Source organism: Bythopirellula superficialaquae (assembly GCF_059632245.1).
The window spans coordinates 2,420,631-2,434,904 of sequence record NZ_CP197426.1; the positions used below are offsets into that span (position 1 = coordinate 2,420,631).

The 14,274-nt window shown below is 53.5% G+C and carries 10 protein-coding genes; 5 read left to right on the forward strand and 5 right to left on the reverse strand.

What is annotated here, in order from left to right:
* Positions 1-70: 70 nt before the first annotated feature.
* The 3 genes from SH678x_RS09885 to SH678x_RS09895 all read right to left on the reverse strand — a co-directional run bounded on the left by SH678x_RS09885 (position 71) and on the right by SH678x_RS09895 (position 3,125).
* On the reverse strand, positions 71-847 hold the full coding sequence (locus tag SH678x_RS09885) for a PEP-CTERM sorting domain-containing protein (RefSeq protein WP_496922740.1): 777 nt from the start codon (positions 845-847) through the stop codon (positions 71-73).
* Between the two features lie 179 nt (positions 848-1,026).
* Entirely contained in the window at positions 1,027-1,641 is a 615-nt protein-coding gene (locus SH678x_RS09890; protein WP_496922741.1) for a PEP-CTERM sorting domain-containing protein, read from the reverse strand.
* A 95-nt stretch (positions 1,642-1,736) separates the two neighbouring features.
* On the reverse strand, positions 1,737-3,125 hold the full coding sequence (locus SH678x_RS09895; RefSeq protein WP_496922742.1) for a glycoside hydrolase family 99 protein: 1,389 nt from the start codon (positions 3,123-3,125) through the stop codon (positions 1,737-1,739).
* A gap of 266 nt (positions 3,126-3,391) precedes the next feature.
* On the opposite strand from SH678x_RS09895, the gene SH678x_RS09900 reads away from it, so the two are divergent.
* The 5 genes from SH678x_RS09900 to xdhC all read left to right on the forward strand — a co-directional run bounded on the left by SH678x_RS09900 (position 3,392) and on the right by xdhC (position 11,530).
* Positions 3,392-4,456, forward strand: coding sequence for a substrate-binding domain-containing protein (locus tag SH678x_RS09900; RefSeq protein WP_496922743.1), 1,065 nt, complete (start codon positions 3,392-3,394; stop codon positions 4,454-4,456).
* Positions 4,457-4,567: 111 nt separating this feature from the next.
* Positions 4,568-6,649, forward strand: a complete 2,082-nt coding sequence (locus SH678x_RS09905) for a glycoside hydrolase family 97 protein (protein ID WP_496922744.1) — start codon at positions 4,568-4,570, stop codon at positions 6,647-6,649.
* A 222-nt stretch (positions 6,650-6,871) separates the two neighbouring features.
* Positions 6,872-8,305: a xanthine dehydrogenase small subunit gene (locus SH678x_RS09910; RefSeq protein WP_496922745.1), complete on the forward strand. Its 1,434-nt coding sequence runs from the start codon at positions 6,872-6,874 to the stop codon at positions 8,303-8,305.
* A 15-nt stretch (positions 8,306-8,320) separates the two neighbouring features.
* Positions 8,321-10,657 (forward strand): xanthine dehydrogenase molybdopterin binding subunit, encoded by a 2,337-nt coding sequence (gene xdhB, locus SH678x_RS09915; RefSeq protein WP_496922746.1) that lies wholly within the window; start codon positions 8,321-8,323, stop codon positions 10,655-10,657.
* A gap of 66 nt (positions 10,658-10,723) precedes the next feature.
* Entirely contained in the window at positions 10,724-11,530 is an 807-nt protein-coding gene (gene xdhC, locus SH678x_RS09920) for a xanthine dehydrogenase accessory protein XdhC (RefSeq protein ID WP_496922747.1), read from the forward strand.
* 66 nt (positions 11,531-11,596) lie between these two features.
* Here the strand turns inward: xdhC and SH678x_RS09925 are convergent, their stop codons facing one another.
* Together SH678x_RS09925 and SH678x_RS09930 are read right to left on the reverse strand one after the other, a co-directional pair.
* Positions 11,597-12,319 carry a PEP-CTERM sorting domain-containing protein gene (locus SH678x_RS09925; protein ID WP_496922748.1) on the reverse strand — a complete coding sequence of 241 codons (723 nt, stop codon included), beginning with the start codon at positions 12,317-12,319 and terminating at the stop codon, positions 11,597-11,599.
* Between the two features lie 291 nt (positions 12,320-12,610).
* The gene (locus SH678x_RS09930) at positions 12,611-14,263 is read right to left on the reverse strand and encodes an endonuclease (RefSeq protein ID WP_496922749.1); all 1,653 of its coding nucleotides are present in this window, start codon (positions 14,261-14,263) and stop codon (positions 12,611-12,613) included.
* Between the last annotated feature and the right edge of the window lie 11 nt (positions 14,264-14,274).

Sequence of the window (14,274 nt, forward strand, 5' to 3'; positions counted from 1 at the left end):
CTCTTTAACTTCTTACTCGACGAGTGCCGCACGCCGCCGGGAGGGGAAGGCGGCGTGCGACGCTGCCCCATCAGGCACTCTGGCCGCGAAATCTTCGCAGGCCAATGGCACTGATACTCGCGAGAATCATCATTCCGAATGTGCCGGGCTCAGGTACCGACGAGAACCCAGTCAAGGGTGCTCCGTACGCCGCCTGCCAATCGGACAAAAGCCCAACACTCGAATCACGTTGCCAAGCTAGGAAATCTCTACCGTCGACGTCGCCATCTTCATCAAAGTCGCCAGGTGTGGAGTTCAACGTTACGAGGCTCAACTCATTCCAATGCACGGTATAGGGGCCCTGTTGGCCGTATCCACCTGGATCAATCTGTAAGTGCATATGATCGATAGCGGCGAGATCCAAACCGGGCGTCGATCCGGCAGCTTCTACCCACGAGGGGGAAGCTACGGGAAGAGTCAAGATGTTATTGCCCAAGAGTTGGCCAAACCAGGCATAATTGTTTCGTGTGCCGTCGGCATCGACCAACGTAATGATTGGGCCTAAATGAGCTTCCGCGGCAGGAGGACCTTCCAGCGTCACGTCGAGTTTCACATGGGTGTTGCCCGTGCCGTCTATCCCGTAGCCACCGATGTACGTCCAGTTGCTCCCATATCCGGTTGCTGTGACGCTGTAGCTATCTGGGCCATATTCGATTGTCCCTGAAGCCCACGAAGCGTAGAGCGCATCTTCAAAGTAGGCATCATCAAACGTCGTGATAACAACATCGGCCCGCAAAATTCCGCTCCAGGCAACAACGGCATTTAGCGCCAAGGCCGCCGCAAATAATAAATTGAATATCTTTTTCATCGTAGTCGCTTTCCCTCTTATATGTTTTGAAGAGCAATGACGTCCGAGTCGGGGATGCAAAGCTAATCGTAAACCGGCCGTAACTAGGCCTGCCCGCCCGTGGTGTGATATGTTTTGTAACATCGTGCACTGCCGACTGCCCCGGCAGTGCACGATCTGGATCATCGTTAAATTATCTCTTACTTATGGCGACGGATACCAAACAGCATCGCGCAACCGCCCAACAAAGCAAACGAGCTTGGCTCGGGAACGAACAAACGCAGGTTTTCCCAAGCAATTGTGTATTGGCCCGACGTGCCTAACCCACCTGGATCAAGCTGCATGTGCATGTGGGTCAAAGTGTTTAGGTCGAGCCCTGGAACCGCACCTGGGACGGCCGTCCAAGTCGGCGAATCCACGGGCATGGTCAACACGTGGCTGCCCAAAAGTTGTCCGTACCAAGCAAAGTTGACATGCGTGCCGTCGCCATCGATCAAACCAACGATTGGACCCAAGTGGCCATCAGCCGCTGGTGGGCCGCTTAACGTGGCGGTGAGCTCGATGTATTTGTTGCCAGCGCCGTGGATTTCTGGAAAACCAATGTACTTGTAGTTGCTGCCGTAGCCCGTGGCGGTAATCGAGTAAGCATTCGGACCCGACACAACAGTGCTCGAGGGCAACGCCCACGATGGATACAGCGCGTCGGAAACAAAGTTATTGAAGTCGGTGATCAAGGCATCCGCCTGTGCCGTGGCCGTGAGCAACATCATGCTCAGTGCGGCGGCCAAACCGCAACGATTCAGTGTCAGTCTCATCGAAAGTTTCTCCCTTAAAATCTTCATTAGCCAGAAAAGTACCCTGAAAAAATGGTGATCAAAATCGCCTTGGCACACGCGTGCCAAGATTTCCTCTAATAACGATTGCCCTCCCCAACAGCGTTAGAGGCTAACTGAATAGAATGTGAGCCCTCGAAGGAAGGTCGCACGAATGAACGGTGACCATTCTCAAACGACGCTTTGTCGTTCGCAGAAGATATCGCCGAAAGATGCTCGATAAGGTGCCGCGCGGCGTCCGTTTCGCCGTCGGCTAACAATTCAGCCGCCTCATCCATCGATTTTACTCGTGCTTTCGCCGACTTTCTCAAACGGTACAGCTTTTCGGGAAGCCGTAGCGCAGAAGCCGTTTGCTGAAATTGTTGCCCATATTCATTACGACGCACAGATTGCACGATTTCTAAGAACTCATAACCAAATTCATGGCTCGGTTCGATCATTGTCCCCTCGCCGAAATCATTCCAAGTCACAAGTTGAATGACGGGCCATTCTCCAGCCATGCAAACAGCTAAGGTTTCTCGGAGCGTTTCACCGTCTCGGTGATCGATGTCGGGATAGCCCTTGTCATAGCGATCGTTGAAACCGGGGAATGCCGAAACGATTGTTTCTGTGGCAACTGGTGTGACGCTGTTGTATTCCTCGGCCAAGCGTTGTTCGGCAATCTGTGCTGCGGGACTGTCAGCCCAAACCTGTGGATAGACCCAAGTGAACCCGCCATCGGCTTGGACATCTTTCCACAGGTGATTGAGTGCGAAAAAGCGCGGCCGATTCTTGAGTGAAGCGAATGCTGTCTGCCAATCACCGGGCGAGGTGACGAAGATCGGCCCAAAGTTCAAGAGCAACGGTTGATCCGCAATACGAACATAATTAGGTGCGGCGAACCAATGATCATCCAGCCATTTGAAAGTTTTTGTCAGTTGGTCATCGACCTGATCTTGTTTTAATTCACCGCTGTCGACCAAATGCTTAATCGTGCGATCTTCATAGCACACGGCGAACTGCATTCCATATTTAGCGGCACCTGCGAAGATTGCCGAAGTGGCCAGATGAATCGCTGGATAGTCAGAACCTTGCGAAATTCCGTACCAATCGACAATGACGCCATCAATGCCGGCAAGTTTCATTTGCAGCAGATGGCACTCAATAAGATCGGGGTCGGACGAATCATAGGGTCCAAGCAGTGGATGATAGTGCGAAGCCAACTCGGGCAGGCCATCTTTGTCGAGCTTATCAGGGCTGAATTGCCCTCGATTGCCTGTCCAATGCTTGCCCCAGGCGCCACGAACCGACTTGCTCTGAAACCAGGGCATATAGTGAACGAGCAGAGTCTTTCGCGATTGCTCCGCCAATTCCTTACCGGCAATGTTTTCTTCAGAAACCTGCGCAGAGCCAGAAGCTGCCCCAATACAGGGGAGTATCAGGCAAACCCAGATCCACGATAAGGGATGTAGTGCGCCGAACTTCATAGCTAATGTCTAAGCGGTGCCGGAAACGAGAATAGAAGACTGAAACAAGCAGAAAAGGAAAAAACAAGTTATAGCGTTGTTGCACCTTGTAGCGTTCATGCTATATTGATAGGTATTGACTGTCAACACAATTGTTCTTGATTTTTTCTGAAAAGGGATTTTGTCCCCCATACGAATTGAAATGCGTACATATCGGACCAAATGACGTAGCCGTAGGCTGCGACGGGTCGAGGTGTGTCCGCTTGCTAGGATCAGGTAACCGCAACATGCCGTCTCAAGCCAAATACACGGAAGTGATGTCCGTTATTGAACGTCGCATCCGTGAAGGCGACTACTTATTGTCGAGCATTCCCGGCGAACGAAAGATCGCCGAGGAAACCGGCGTCAGTTATATGACGGCTCGCAGGGCTGTGTTGAAACTGCTCGATCAAAAAGTCTTGATACGCCAACCATCAGGCGCTCTCGATATCCATCCTTCGTATGCCATGCAAGCGCGGCCCGCCGAGGTTGTGCTGCTATATCCGGCGTACCCTTCGAATTACTTAACGCAACTGCGCGGATTGGTATCCGACTTTGCCGAGAAACGTGGCGTCCGTTTGCGGCCTGCCCAGTACGTTCACTGGGATGAAAGCACAGTGGTCGAAGCTGCGGAGCAAGCCCGCGGGGCCTTTGTGATTCCATCGGGAGCCGAGATCCCCGCACGTTTGATCGAGATTTTCAAAACCAACAAAGTCGTTATTCTCGACGGTGATTACGCAGGCACGGGTTTGCCCTCGATCCGCTTGTTTTCGGAAGAAAACATCGAAATGGTTCTTGAGCATCTCTACGAACTGGGCCATCGCCATATTGATTGCGTCAATACCCAGAATCAAAACGAAGAAATCGAACGCCGCATCGATATTTGGCAGCGGTGGACGAAGCGCAAAAAGGTCCAAGGCCAGTTGTGGGATCAACCCGCGCCGATGTTCACTGATCCCACAATTGTCTCGTACAACTTGATGGCCCGTTTGCTTGATGAGAACGAAACTCGCGCGACGGCCATGGTGGGCACGACTTGCCCCGCCGCGATTGGCATGATGCGCGCCTGCTGGGAACGAAGCATCCGCGTCGGCAAGGATATTTCCATTTGCTCGATCAACATCGAACCCCCCGCGGAGTTTTTCTGCCCTTCGATCACGGGACTCAACATGCCGAGCATTGCCGGCGTGCTTGAGAACTGCTTTGACTGGATTTTTGGAGCAGAGCAATACGCAGGACAATTGTTGCTGGAGCCCCAGGAAACTTCGCTATTTGAAGGAGAATCCACCGGCAAAGCCAGCCAGAAATACTAGTTCGACTGACACATCTTATCTCGCCTATCTACTAACTTTTCTTGTGCGCTAGCGTGAATGAGGCAGCACGCCTTGGCGCACAACGACCTTTCGCCATTGAATCGACACCCCATGTCCCGAATTTCACTTGTCGTTTGTTTGCTTGGTTTATTGTTTGCTCCCCAGCGGCTGCTTGCCCGGGACTATCAAGCCGTTTCACCCGATGGGCAATTGCAGCTCGATTTCAAGCTCGAAGATGGCACGCCGACATATTCGCTTACGCGAAACGGGGCGACGCTCGTCAACACCTCGCGATTGGGTGTGACGTTATCCGATGCACCCGCGCTTGACGGCAATTTTCGCGTCGTGGCTTCGCGCTGCACCTGTTACGACGATACGTGGACGCAACCTTGGGGCGAACGCAAAAAGGTTCGTAACAACTACTGCCAGTTGTGGCTCAAACTACGGCAACAAGATGAGCTCGCTCGCGAGATGATTGTCGTCTTCCGCGTATTTAATGATGGTATTGGCTTTCGTTACGAATGGCCCCAGCAACGCAACCTCAAGAATTTTGTGATCAGCGATGAACTCACCGAGTTCAACTTGGCGGAAGACAGTGCCGCGTGGTGGATCCCTGCCTACGAACCTGAACGCTACGAGTATCTGTATGATGAAAGCAAAGTGAGCGAAATGGGCACCGCCCACACGCCGGTCACATTTGTGCGTGAGGATGGTGTTAGTTTGAGCGTTCACGAAGCGGCGCTCGTGAATTTTGCGAGCATGACTTTGGAGCAAACGGACGGCGCTAAGTTGAAAGCCAATTTGGTTCCCTGGGCCGATGGCACAAAAGTGAAAGCGGCCACGCCGTTTCATTCGCCCTGGCGGACGATCCAAGTGGGGGCCAATCCCGGCGAGCTCGTCACGTCGTACATGATTCTCAACCTCAACGAACCGAATAAGCTTGAGGATACGAGTTGGATCAAACCCGGCAAGTTCGCCGGTGTTTGGTGGGAGATGCACCTCAACAAATCGACTTGGGGTTCTGGGCCTCAGCATGGTGCCAACACCGCAAACGTCAAACGGTACATCGATTTCGCGGCGGAAAATGGCTTTGCCGGCGTGCTTGCTGAAGGTTGGAATGAAGGTTGGGACGGAGATTGGACTGCCAACGGCGACAAGTTTAGCTTCACCAAGCCCTACGCGGATTTTGATCTGAAGGAGCTTGCCCGCTATGCCAAGGAAAAGGGTGTCGCACTGGTCGGGCACAATGAGACAGCTGGTTCCATCATTAATTACGAGGATCAACTGGCCGATGCCTTTAAGCTTTATGAAAGGCTCGGAATCAACGTACTCAAAACTGGCTACGTGAAACTTGAAAAGCTCATCAAGCGTGTTGATGAAAAAGATGGCGAGACCATGGAGTACCATCACGGCCAGCACATGGTTCGTCACTATCAGAAAGTGGTCGACGAAGCGGCGAAGCGACACATCATGCTCGATGTGCATGAGCCGATCAAACCAACGGGATTGCAGCGCACCTACCCGAATCTGATGACCGGCGAAGGAGCCCGTGGCCAGGAATACAACGCCTGGAGCGCTGACGGTGGTAACCCCCCCGACCATACGACGATTTTGCCGTTCACTCGCTTATTGGCGGGGCCCATGGATTTCACGCCGGGAATTTTCGACCTTGAGTATCCTGAGTTTCGCCCCACCAATCGGGTGAACTCAACGCTAGCCAAAGAACTGGCTCTCTACGTGGTGATCTACAGTCCGCTGCAAATGGTTCCCGATCTGCCGGAGAATTACGCTGCTCATGCCGATGCATTCGAGTTCGTCCGCGATGTCCCTTGTGACTGGGACGAAACGCAGGTGTTGCATGGCAAGATTGGTGACTATGTGACGATCGTTCGCAAAGAACGTGATGGCCAGGATTGGTATTTGGGCAGCATCACCGACGAAGAGCCGCGCACCTTAGAAGCCCGGCTTGCTTTCTTGAAACCCAATCAAAAGTATCTGGCGACGATCTATCGCGATGCCGACGATGCTGATTGGAAGACCGAGCCCAGCAAGTATGTGATCGAGCAACGCGAAGTCGACGCGCAAACGGTTATGCCCCTCAACCTGGCAGCCGGAGGCGGGCAAGCGATTCGCTTTTCGCCCATTTCACCGGCCGAGGAAATCAAAACGGCTCGCAAGCCTGCCGAGCGTTGAGTGCTGCCCAACCCGCACGCTCCGGAATTTCGCTGATTTCGGCAATTACGCAGTCTGGCCTCAATAATTCGGGCGAGACGGTCTGGCTTAGAATTCGCACCGAAATTAAGTTAGAGATTAACAAACTGTGAAGAATCGCAGTTTCTCGGCCGTTCCGCCAACGGCGAGGTCAGACAATTTCTCGAGCGAAACAAAACCTCTCTTGCGAAACACAGCGGGCCCATGCGGGATTATGCGTTAATCTATATCAACGGTATCCGACGTGAGATTCGCGGCAGTGAGGCGAGACTGTCGCTCTCCGATTTTCTCCGCCGACGGCTTGCACTTATCGGCACAAAAATCGTCTGCAGCGAAGGGGATTGCGGAGCATGCACGGTTCTCGTCGGCCGGCCCACCGAGCAGGGCCTTCGTTATCAGGCCGTGGATTCCTGCATCCAGTTTTTGTTCCAGCTCGATTGCACACATATCGTGACAATCGAAGGCGTGGCCAAGTCAGGTGAGTTAAGCGGCATTCAGCAGGCGATGATCGACTGCAATGGTTCGCAGTGCGGGTTTTGCACGCCCGGCTTTGTCATGACCATGACCGGCATGAGCGAAAATGATTGCGGAATGCACATCGAAGGTTTGAAGTACGGGCTGACGGGTAATCTCTGCCGTTGTACGGGTTATACGGCGATTATTGAAGCCGGTTTATCCGTCGGCAACGAACAGCAAGACCGCTTGGCGGAACTCTACCCCCCTGCCCCACTGCTGGCCGATTTTGCGAAACACGAACACGATGATCTTGTGCTCAGCGATGGTCAGCACCGCTCAATTCGTTGTCCCCAACAGCTGGCGATGGCACTTCAATGTTTGGCTGACAATCCTCAAGCGATGATCGTTTCCGGCGCCACCGATATTGGTGTTCGTGTGAATAAAGGTCTGCAACTGCCAGATCAATTGATCGATCTGAATCGCCTGGATGAGCTCGCTCATGTCGAACTTGTTGATGGCAAGTTAGTGATCGGTGCCCGCGCGTCGTGGACCGCCGTGGAAGCTGCTTATCGCGATCTTGTGCCCGAGTTTCATCGTGTGCTTAACGTATTTGGTGCGCCTCAGATTCGTAACGTCGGCACGATGGGTGGAAATCTCATCAACGCTTCGCCGATTGCCGATTCGTTGCCATTTTTGCACGTGATGGAGGCCGAGCTTGAGCTGTCATCCACTACCGGTAAGCGAACGGTGAATATCAACAATTTTTATCAGGGCTATAAAAAGTTCGATCTTCAACCGGGAGAACTGCTGACCAAGATCACCGTGCCCCTACCCGAGGCTACTGATTTGCTCGGACTTTATAAGATCTCACGGCGCAAAGATTTGGATATCTCTTCGTTTACCGCGGCGATCAAATTGCGAATAGAAGGCAACAAAATCGGCCAGGCCGCAATCGCTTTTGGTGCTGTCGGCCCAATTGTCCTCCGCGCGCGTGCCACCGAAACATTTCTCGTTGGGCGGGAATTTACTGAGGACACCATGCGTGAAGCCGGTGAAATTGCCGTCGGTGAGGTCACGCCAATCGGCGATGTCCGAGGTTCGGCCGATTACCGCTGGCAACTGACGCGCAACATCTTGGTAAAATTCTTTTTGGAGAATCAACCAGACGCCGTGTTGGTTTAGAGGATCGAAGCTACCATGCCCCAATCCGTTGGACGATCATTACCTCATGATGCGGCTCCGAGCCATGTCACGGGACGTGCGCTCTTTATCGACGACTTCCCTCAAGTCGCGGGGGAACTTCACGTCGGCTTTGTGGGCAGCCCCATTGCCAGCGGTAAATTGCTAAGCGCCGATTACAAACAGGCACTTGCCATTCCCGGCGTGGTTGGCTGCTACACGGCCGCGGATGTGTGCGGTCACAATATTTTTGGATTGATCGTTGCCGACGACCCTTTTTTGGCGGAAGGTGAAGTCCTGTATGTCGGCCAGCCGGTGGTTGTAGTGGCCGCGGAAACTCCCGAGGCACTCGCACAGGCTCGTCGGGTTATAAAAATTCAATGCGAAGCGACGCCTGCGATTCTCACGATTGAACAAGCGATTCGCGAAAACCGCTTCCTTGGTCCCATTCGCCGCATCGCGCGAGGCAAAGTCGACGAGAACCTCGCCGCCGCACCGCATTGCTTGTCCGGCACGTTCACTAGCGGCGGCCAAGAACAGTTTTATCTCGAATCACAAGCAGCGGTTGCCTATCCCGGTGAACAGGGCCAGATTGTCGTTCACTCCTCAACACAAAATCCCACAGAGATTCAGGCCGTTGTTGCCGAGGTTCTTGGTTTGGGACAACACCAAGTGGTTTGTATCTGTAAACGCATGGGGGGAGCCTTCGGGGGCAAAGAATCTCAAGCGTCGATCCCCGCGATTATGGCCGCGCTGGTCGCACAGAAGACTGGCCGCTCGGCTCGAGTCATCTACAACAAAGATGACGACATGTGTGTCACGGGTAAGCGGCACGAATATCTCAATCGCTGGGAAGTTGGTTTTAACGACGCGGGCCAAGTGCTGGCCGTGCGGTATGAGTTCTTCTCCAATGGCGGAGCAACCACCGACCTCTCCCCTTCGGTGATGGAACGATCACTCTTACACGCCGATAACTGTTATTATTTTCCAAATGCGGAGTTCACCGGCAAGATTTGCTTTACAAACTTGCCTTCCAATACGGCTTTTCGTGGTTTTGGTGGGCCTCAAGGGATGGCCGTCACAGAGAATGTGCTCGAATCGATCGCCCAATACTTGGGGATGGATTCCCTCGAAGTGCGGCAGGCCAATGTTTATGGCGTGGAGAGTCGTAACGTCACGCCTTATGGGCAAGTCGTCGACAAAAATCATCTTCCCGAGATTTTCACCAAGCTCGCGGAAACATCAGCATACAAAGCTCGCCGGGCGGAAATCGATGAATTCAACGCGAAGTCACGGCTCCAAGTGCGCGGCCTAGCCCTCACGGGAATCAAATTTGGCATTTCGTTTACGACGAAGTTCCTTAACCAGGGGAATGCCCTCGTGAATATCTATACCGATGGAACCGTGCAAGTTTCCACGGGTGCCACGGAAATGGGCCAAGGGGTCAACGTCAAAATCAAACAACTCGTCGCCGATGAATTTGCCATCGACCCGAGCTGCGTGATCGTGATGGCGACCAGCACCGAGAAGAACATCAACACGTCGCCAACCGCCGCCTCGGCCAGCACCGATCTCAACGGTGCCGCGGCGGTGATCGCCTGTCAGGAAATCAAAGCACGCTTACGGAACTTCGCCGCCGAACATTTGGCAGATAGCGAATCGGGGTTGGTTGCTTCGCCAGAACATATCTGCTTTGATGATGGGCACGTTTACGACGACCGCCAGCCGCGCGTGCGTGTCCCATTTGGACAGCTTTGTGATGATGCCCGCCGTGACCGGGTTGATCTGGGGGCACGCGGATTTTTCGCTACACCCGGCATCGACTTCAATCGTGAAACCGGTCGCGGCACGCCGTTTTTCTATTTCACCCAAGGCGCCGCCGTGGCCGAGGTTGTCATCGACCGCTTGACCGGCGAGATGCGCGTGCTGCGGTCAGACCTGCTGATCGACATCGGGGAATCCATCAATCCCGGCATCGATCGCGGTCAAATCATCGGTGGCTATATTCAAGGCATGGGTTGGGTTACGAACGAGTGCCTCGTGTACAACGACAAAGGTCATCTGCTTTCGCATTCCCCGACCACATACAAGATTCCGGCCATTACCGATATTCCCGCGGTCTTCAATCTCGATTTGTTTCCCAACGCCGATAACACACACAATATTGCGAGCAGCAAAGCTGTGGGCGAGCCGCCATTGATGATGGCCTTGGCCGTCTGGGCCGCGGCGAAGAATGCCCTATCTTATGTTAACGGCAAAGCCGAAAATGATTTGATGCTGCCAGCCACGGGCGAGGAACTCCTGCGAGTGATGACGACCCTCACGTTAAAAGCCGAACCCGCGAATGTTGGTTGAGTTGATTCAACTCGCTTTGTGCCAGTTTTATTCCGAAATCTGCAATCCGAATTCCGCGATTCTTCTATGTCTTCGCCTCACGGTTATGTTGAACGTCTCGCAGAACTCGCTGCCAGTGGCATGCCGTTCGTGAGCGTCACCATGGTCGATGCCGTGGGGAGCACCCCACAGGACACCGGCAGCAAGATGCTGGTGACGGCGGCGGGTTTGCATTCGGGAACCGTCGGCGGCGGCAAAGTTGAATTCAAGGCGATCCAATACGCTCAGAGTATGCTTAACCAACTGGGCAGCGAAATTGCGCCCCATCAATTGGTCGAATGGAATTTGCAGCGCGATGTCGGCATGACTTGCGGTGGCGTTGTGAAGCTCTTTTTTGAAGCCTACAACCATTGCGATTGGCGAGTCATCATTTTCGGTGCGGGGCACGTCGCTCACGCCGTTGTGCAATGCCTGGGGCAGCTTGATTGCCAATCCACGTGCATCGATTCCCGTGAGGAGTGGCTTGCCAAAATTCCCGATCGCGAACGGCTCACCAAGATTTGCACGGCGGACCTGCCCGCTCAAGTGGCAGCACTACCGAGCGATGCTTTTGTGCTCTGCATGACCATGGGCCACGCGACGGATCGCCCCGTGCTGGCCGAAATTTTCCGCCAAGGCCGCAGGTTTCCCTATCTGGGTGTGATCGGCAGCAAGGCAAAACGCGGCGTGCTAGTGCGCGAGCTTCGCGCCGAGGGGTTCTCAGCCGAGCAGGCCGAAGCGTTTCATTGCCCGATCGGCTTGCCGCTGGGCACGAATCAGCCGGGCGAGATCGCCGTGAGCGTGGTGGCTCAACTCATTCAAAAACGCGATGCTTGGCGGGATTCACGAGCATAAAAAAATAACGCCCAGGGATGGCAATCCCTGGGCGTTAGTCGTTTTCAAATTTTCAAGCAAGCAAGATTACTTGCGACGAATCAACAAACCACCCAAGCAAACGAAGGCCAAACCAAGTGTAGCTGGTTCGGGGATTTCGGTGCCTTGGACATAGAAGTTGTCCAGGCGGTTGTTGCCGTTAGTGCTCGAAGCGCCACTGTAAGTAATGCGAAACGCTGCGGCGGAGTTGTTATTCAGACCTGCAATGGTGCTCAAGTCGAGCGACACGGTCGTAAACGACGAACCAAGCGCTCCTGCGGAACCAGCGTAGGCGCCGATGTCGGTCCAACTTGAACCACCATCGGTCGAATATTCAAATACACGGCTGTTGTAGCCTGTGGAAGTACCACGTTGCGTCCAGGAAACAGATACGCCAGCGAAACCTGTGGTCGGAACACTGAATACCATCTTGGCCCCGTTGTTGGTATTCCCTACGAAGGAAAATGAACCACCGGCACCAGCTCCTTCAAGATCGTTGACGGTCGAACCAGCAAATGATTGGACTAAGGTGTAAATGCCGTTGCCATCTACGGTTGCGTCGAAGTCTGCAATGGTTAAACCACCTGCAGCAGGGCCATGATCATTGGCTTGAGGAAAGTCGGCAGCTTCAAAGCCGAAGCCCGTAGGGGCAAGAGGGTTGGCGTTACTGTTTTGATCCCAACCAGCAATGATTGCCGCGTTTGCAATCGAGGCAGTCAGCGCGCAAAGCGCTACCGCGCTAAAGATGAAGGAAATTTTTCGGATACTCATTAGCTCGTCTCCTGTTGAAAGTCGGGGTCACAATTTCGTGAAAAATGCCCAACGCCGCGGCTGCCTGACCCCTGAAATTAAAAACTTAAGCAGACAGCACGACGGCCTCCCTTGTCGCATCTAAGTTCTTCCATCCTATCAGCCCTGACAAGTGTTGTCTGCTGTTTTTTCCGAAGATTTGCTGATTCTTCATCTTCTATAGGTAGAAGACGCAAGTAGACCGGAAATGGCTTTAAAACAGCCACATTTTGTCCTCGTAAATCCGTAAGATCATCCATCTCAATCCTAGTATTAACAGCCTGGGATTGAAGCCTTGCGTGGCCGTGCTACGAGGCCGATCGAGCATGCGATACTGATCAAAAGCAAACCCGTCGGTTCAGGAATCACCACCGAGCCGAAAAGATTCAAAGTCAGATCGCCCAGACCGATAGCTCCCGCCAAATCCTCGTCTGAGAATTCCAGGGTATAAGTAGCGGAAAAACTCCCGATACTCGCAGTCGACATGGTCGCCGTGTAGACGTTGCTCAGACCGGCTTCGAGCGCCGCGACACCCGCAAAGGTCGTCAGATCGGTCATCAAAACCGAGGAGTCACCGCTGGCAAAAATGCTGTCGAGTTCCAAGTCGGCCGTAAAACCTAATGTGTTAGCAAGGTTGGCAATATCGAATTGGAAGCTGGGCATCGAACTGCCGACAAAGACTGTTCCCAGATCGATGCTGAGAGTATTGATGTCGCCAGCCAGCGAGAACGAGGGATTCGCGTGATCCAACACGTTCAAAGATACATTGATCGTGTCGTTGCCGTCATTGGCACCGCGACCTGTTCCACCTTCGGTCGTGACGTCGAGATTGTTAATGCTCACGGAGCCAGAACGCTGACCAGCGGCCACCGTGTTAGTGTTCAAACCAACGGAAAGGTTTCTACTGCTTGTGCCCGAGGTGAGCACGGGAAAAGCGTTGTAGCGACCGCTCACCGAGGAAGTGGCAGCGCCTGAAGCCGTGACTTCATAATAAGTGCCGTCGAGGCCCGACTTGTTCAGCGATACGTTTTGAGCCGCAGGGACCGCTGCACCCACCAGCACAGATCCCAAATTCAGATCGAGCGTCGAACTGCCATCGCTGCTGGGCGACCCGCCAAGATAGACCTGCGAATCGTTCTGTTGATCGACAAAAATCGACCAAACGTACTCAGGGTGATCGACGTAAGGATTGCGGTTTTGTTGGCGATATGCATTGACAATTGCCGGGCTGTTTTCGCCGGCTAAGCCGTAAATCGCATGATTGCGGCGTCGCTCGAAATCATCCGGCAAGTCGCGGAAATGGTAGTTGACCAGTGATGATAAGTCCCCCATTTGAGTGCCAGCTGGGAACGAATCGGTTAAGGATAAGTTGCTGTAACGTGTAGCCATGTAAAACTGTGCGCGGGCGACGTCACCGGCATCGGCGTCCCCGGGATAGTAATAAGAACCGATGGCACCATGATTGCCCGTCGTCGTATCCATGCCGAAGGGGTCATTGCCCCGCGAAGAGTTGATACTTGGGTTAGCTGGCCGAAGATTAAATTGATCCGTGGCGATATTTGTCGTGCTATTGCCAGGAGCACTCACGCCCAATCTGGAAACAGGCCAAATATGCTCGCGATTGAATGTTGTACCGCCATCCCAGACATTTGAGACCGAAGCTCGATTATAGATCAAAAGAATGTTCGACGAGTTATTCGGATCCTGATCCGTAATCGCTGCAGAGTAGCGAGCATCGCCATAATTAACGCCCGTCATGCTGCTGACAATCGATTGCAACTGGGTCTTAAGTGTTGCTCCCGTGCCAGTCGCGGAATTGTAGTACGTAGCGGGGGCATTGTACTGGGCCCGCGCGCACTCCATGGCAATGCAGCATAAGAATGCGACCGTCAACAAACGGCCGAACCAACTTGTCGTCATCTTCATTAGGCTAGCTC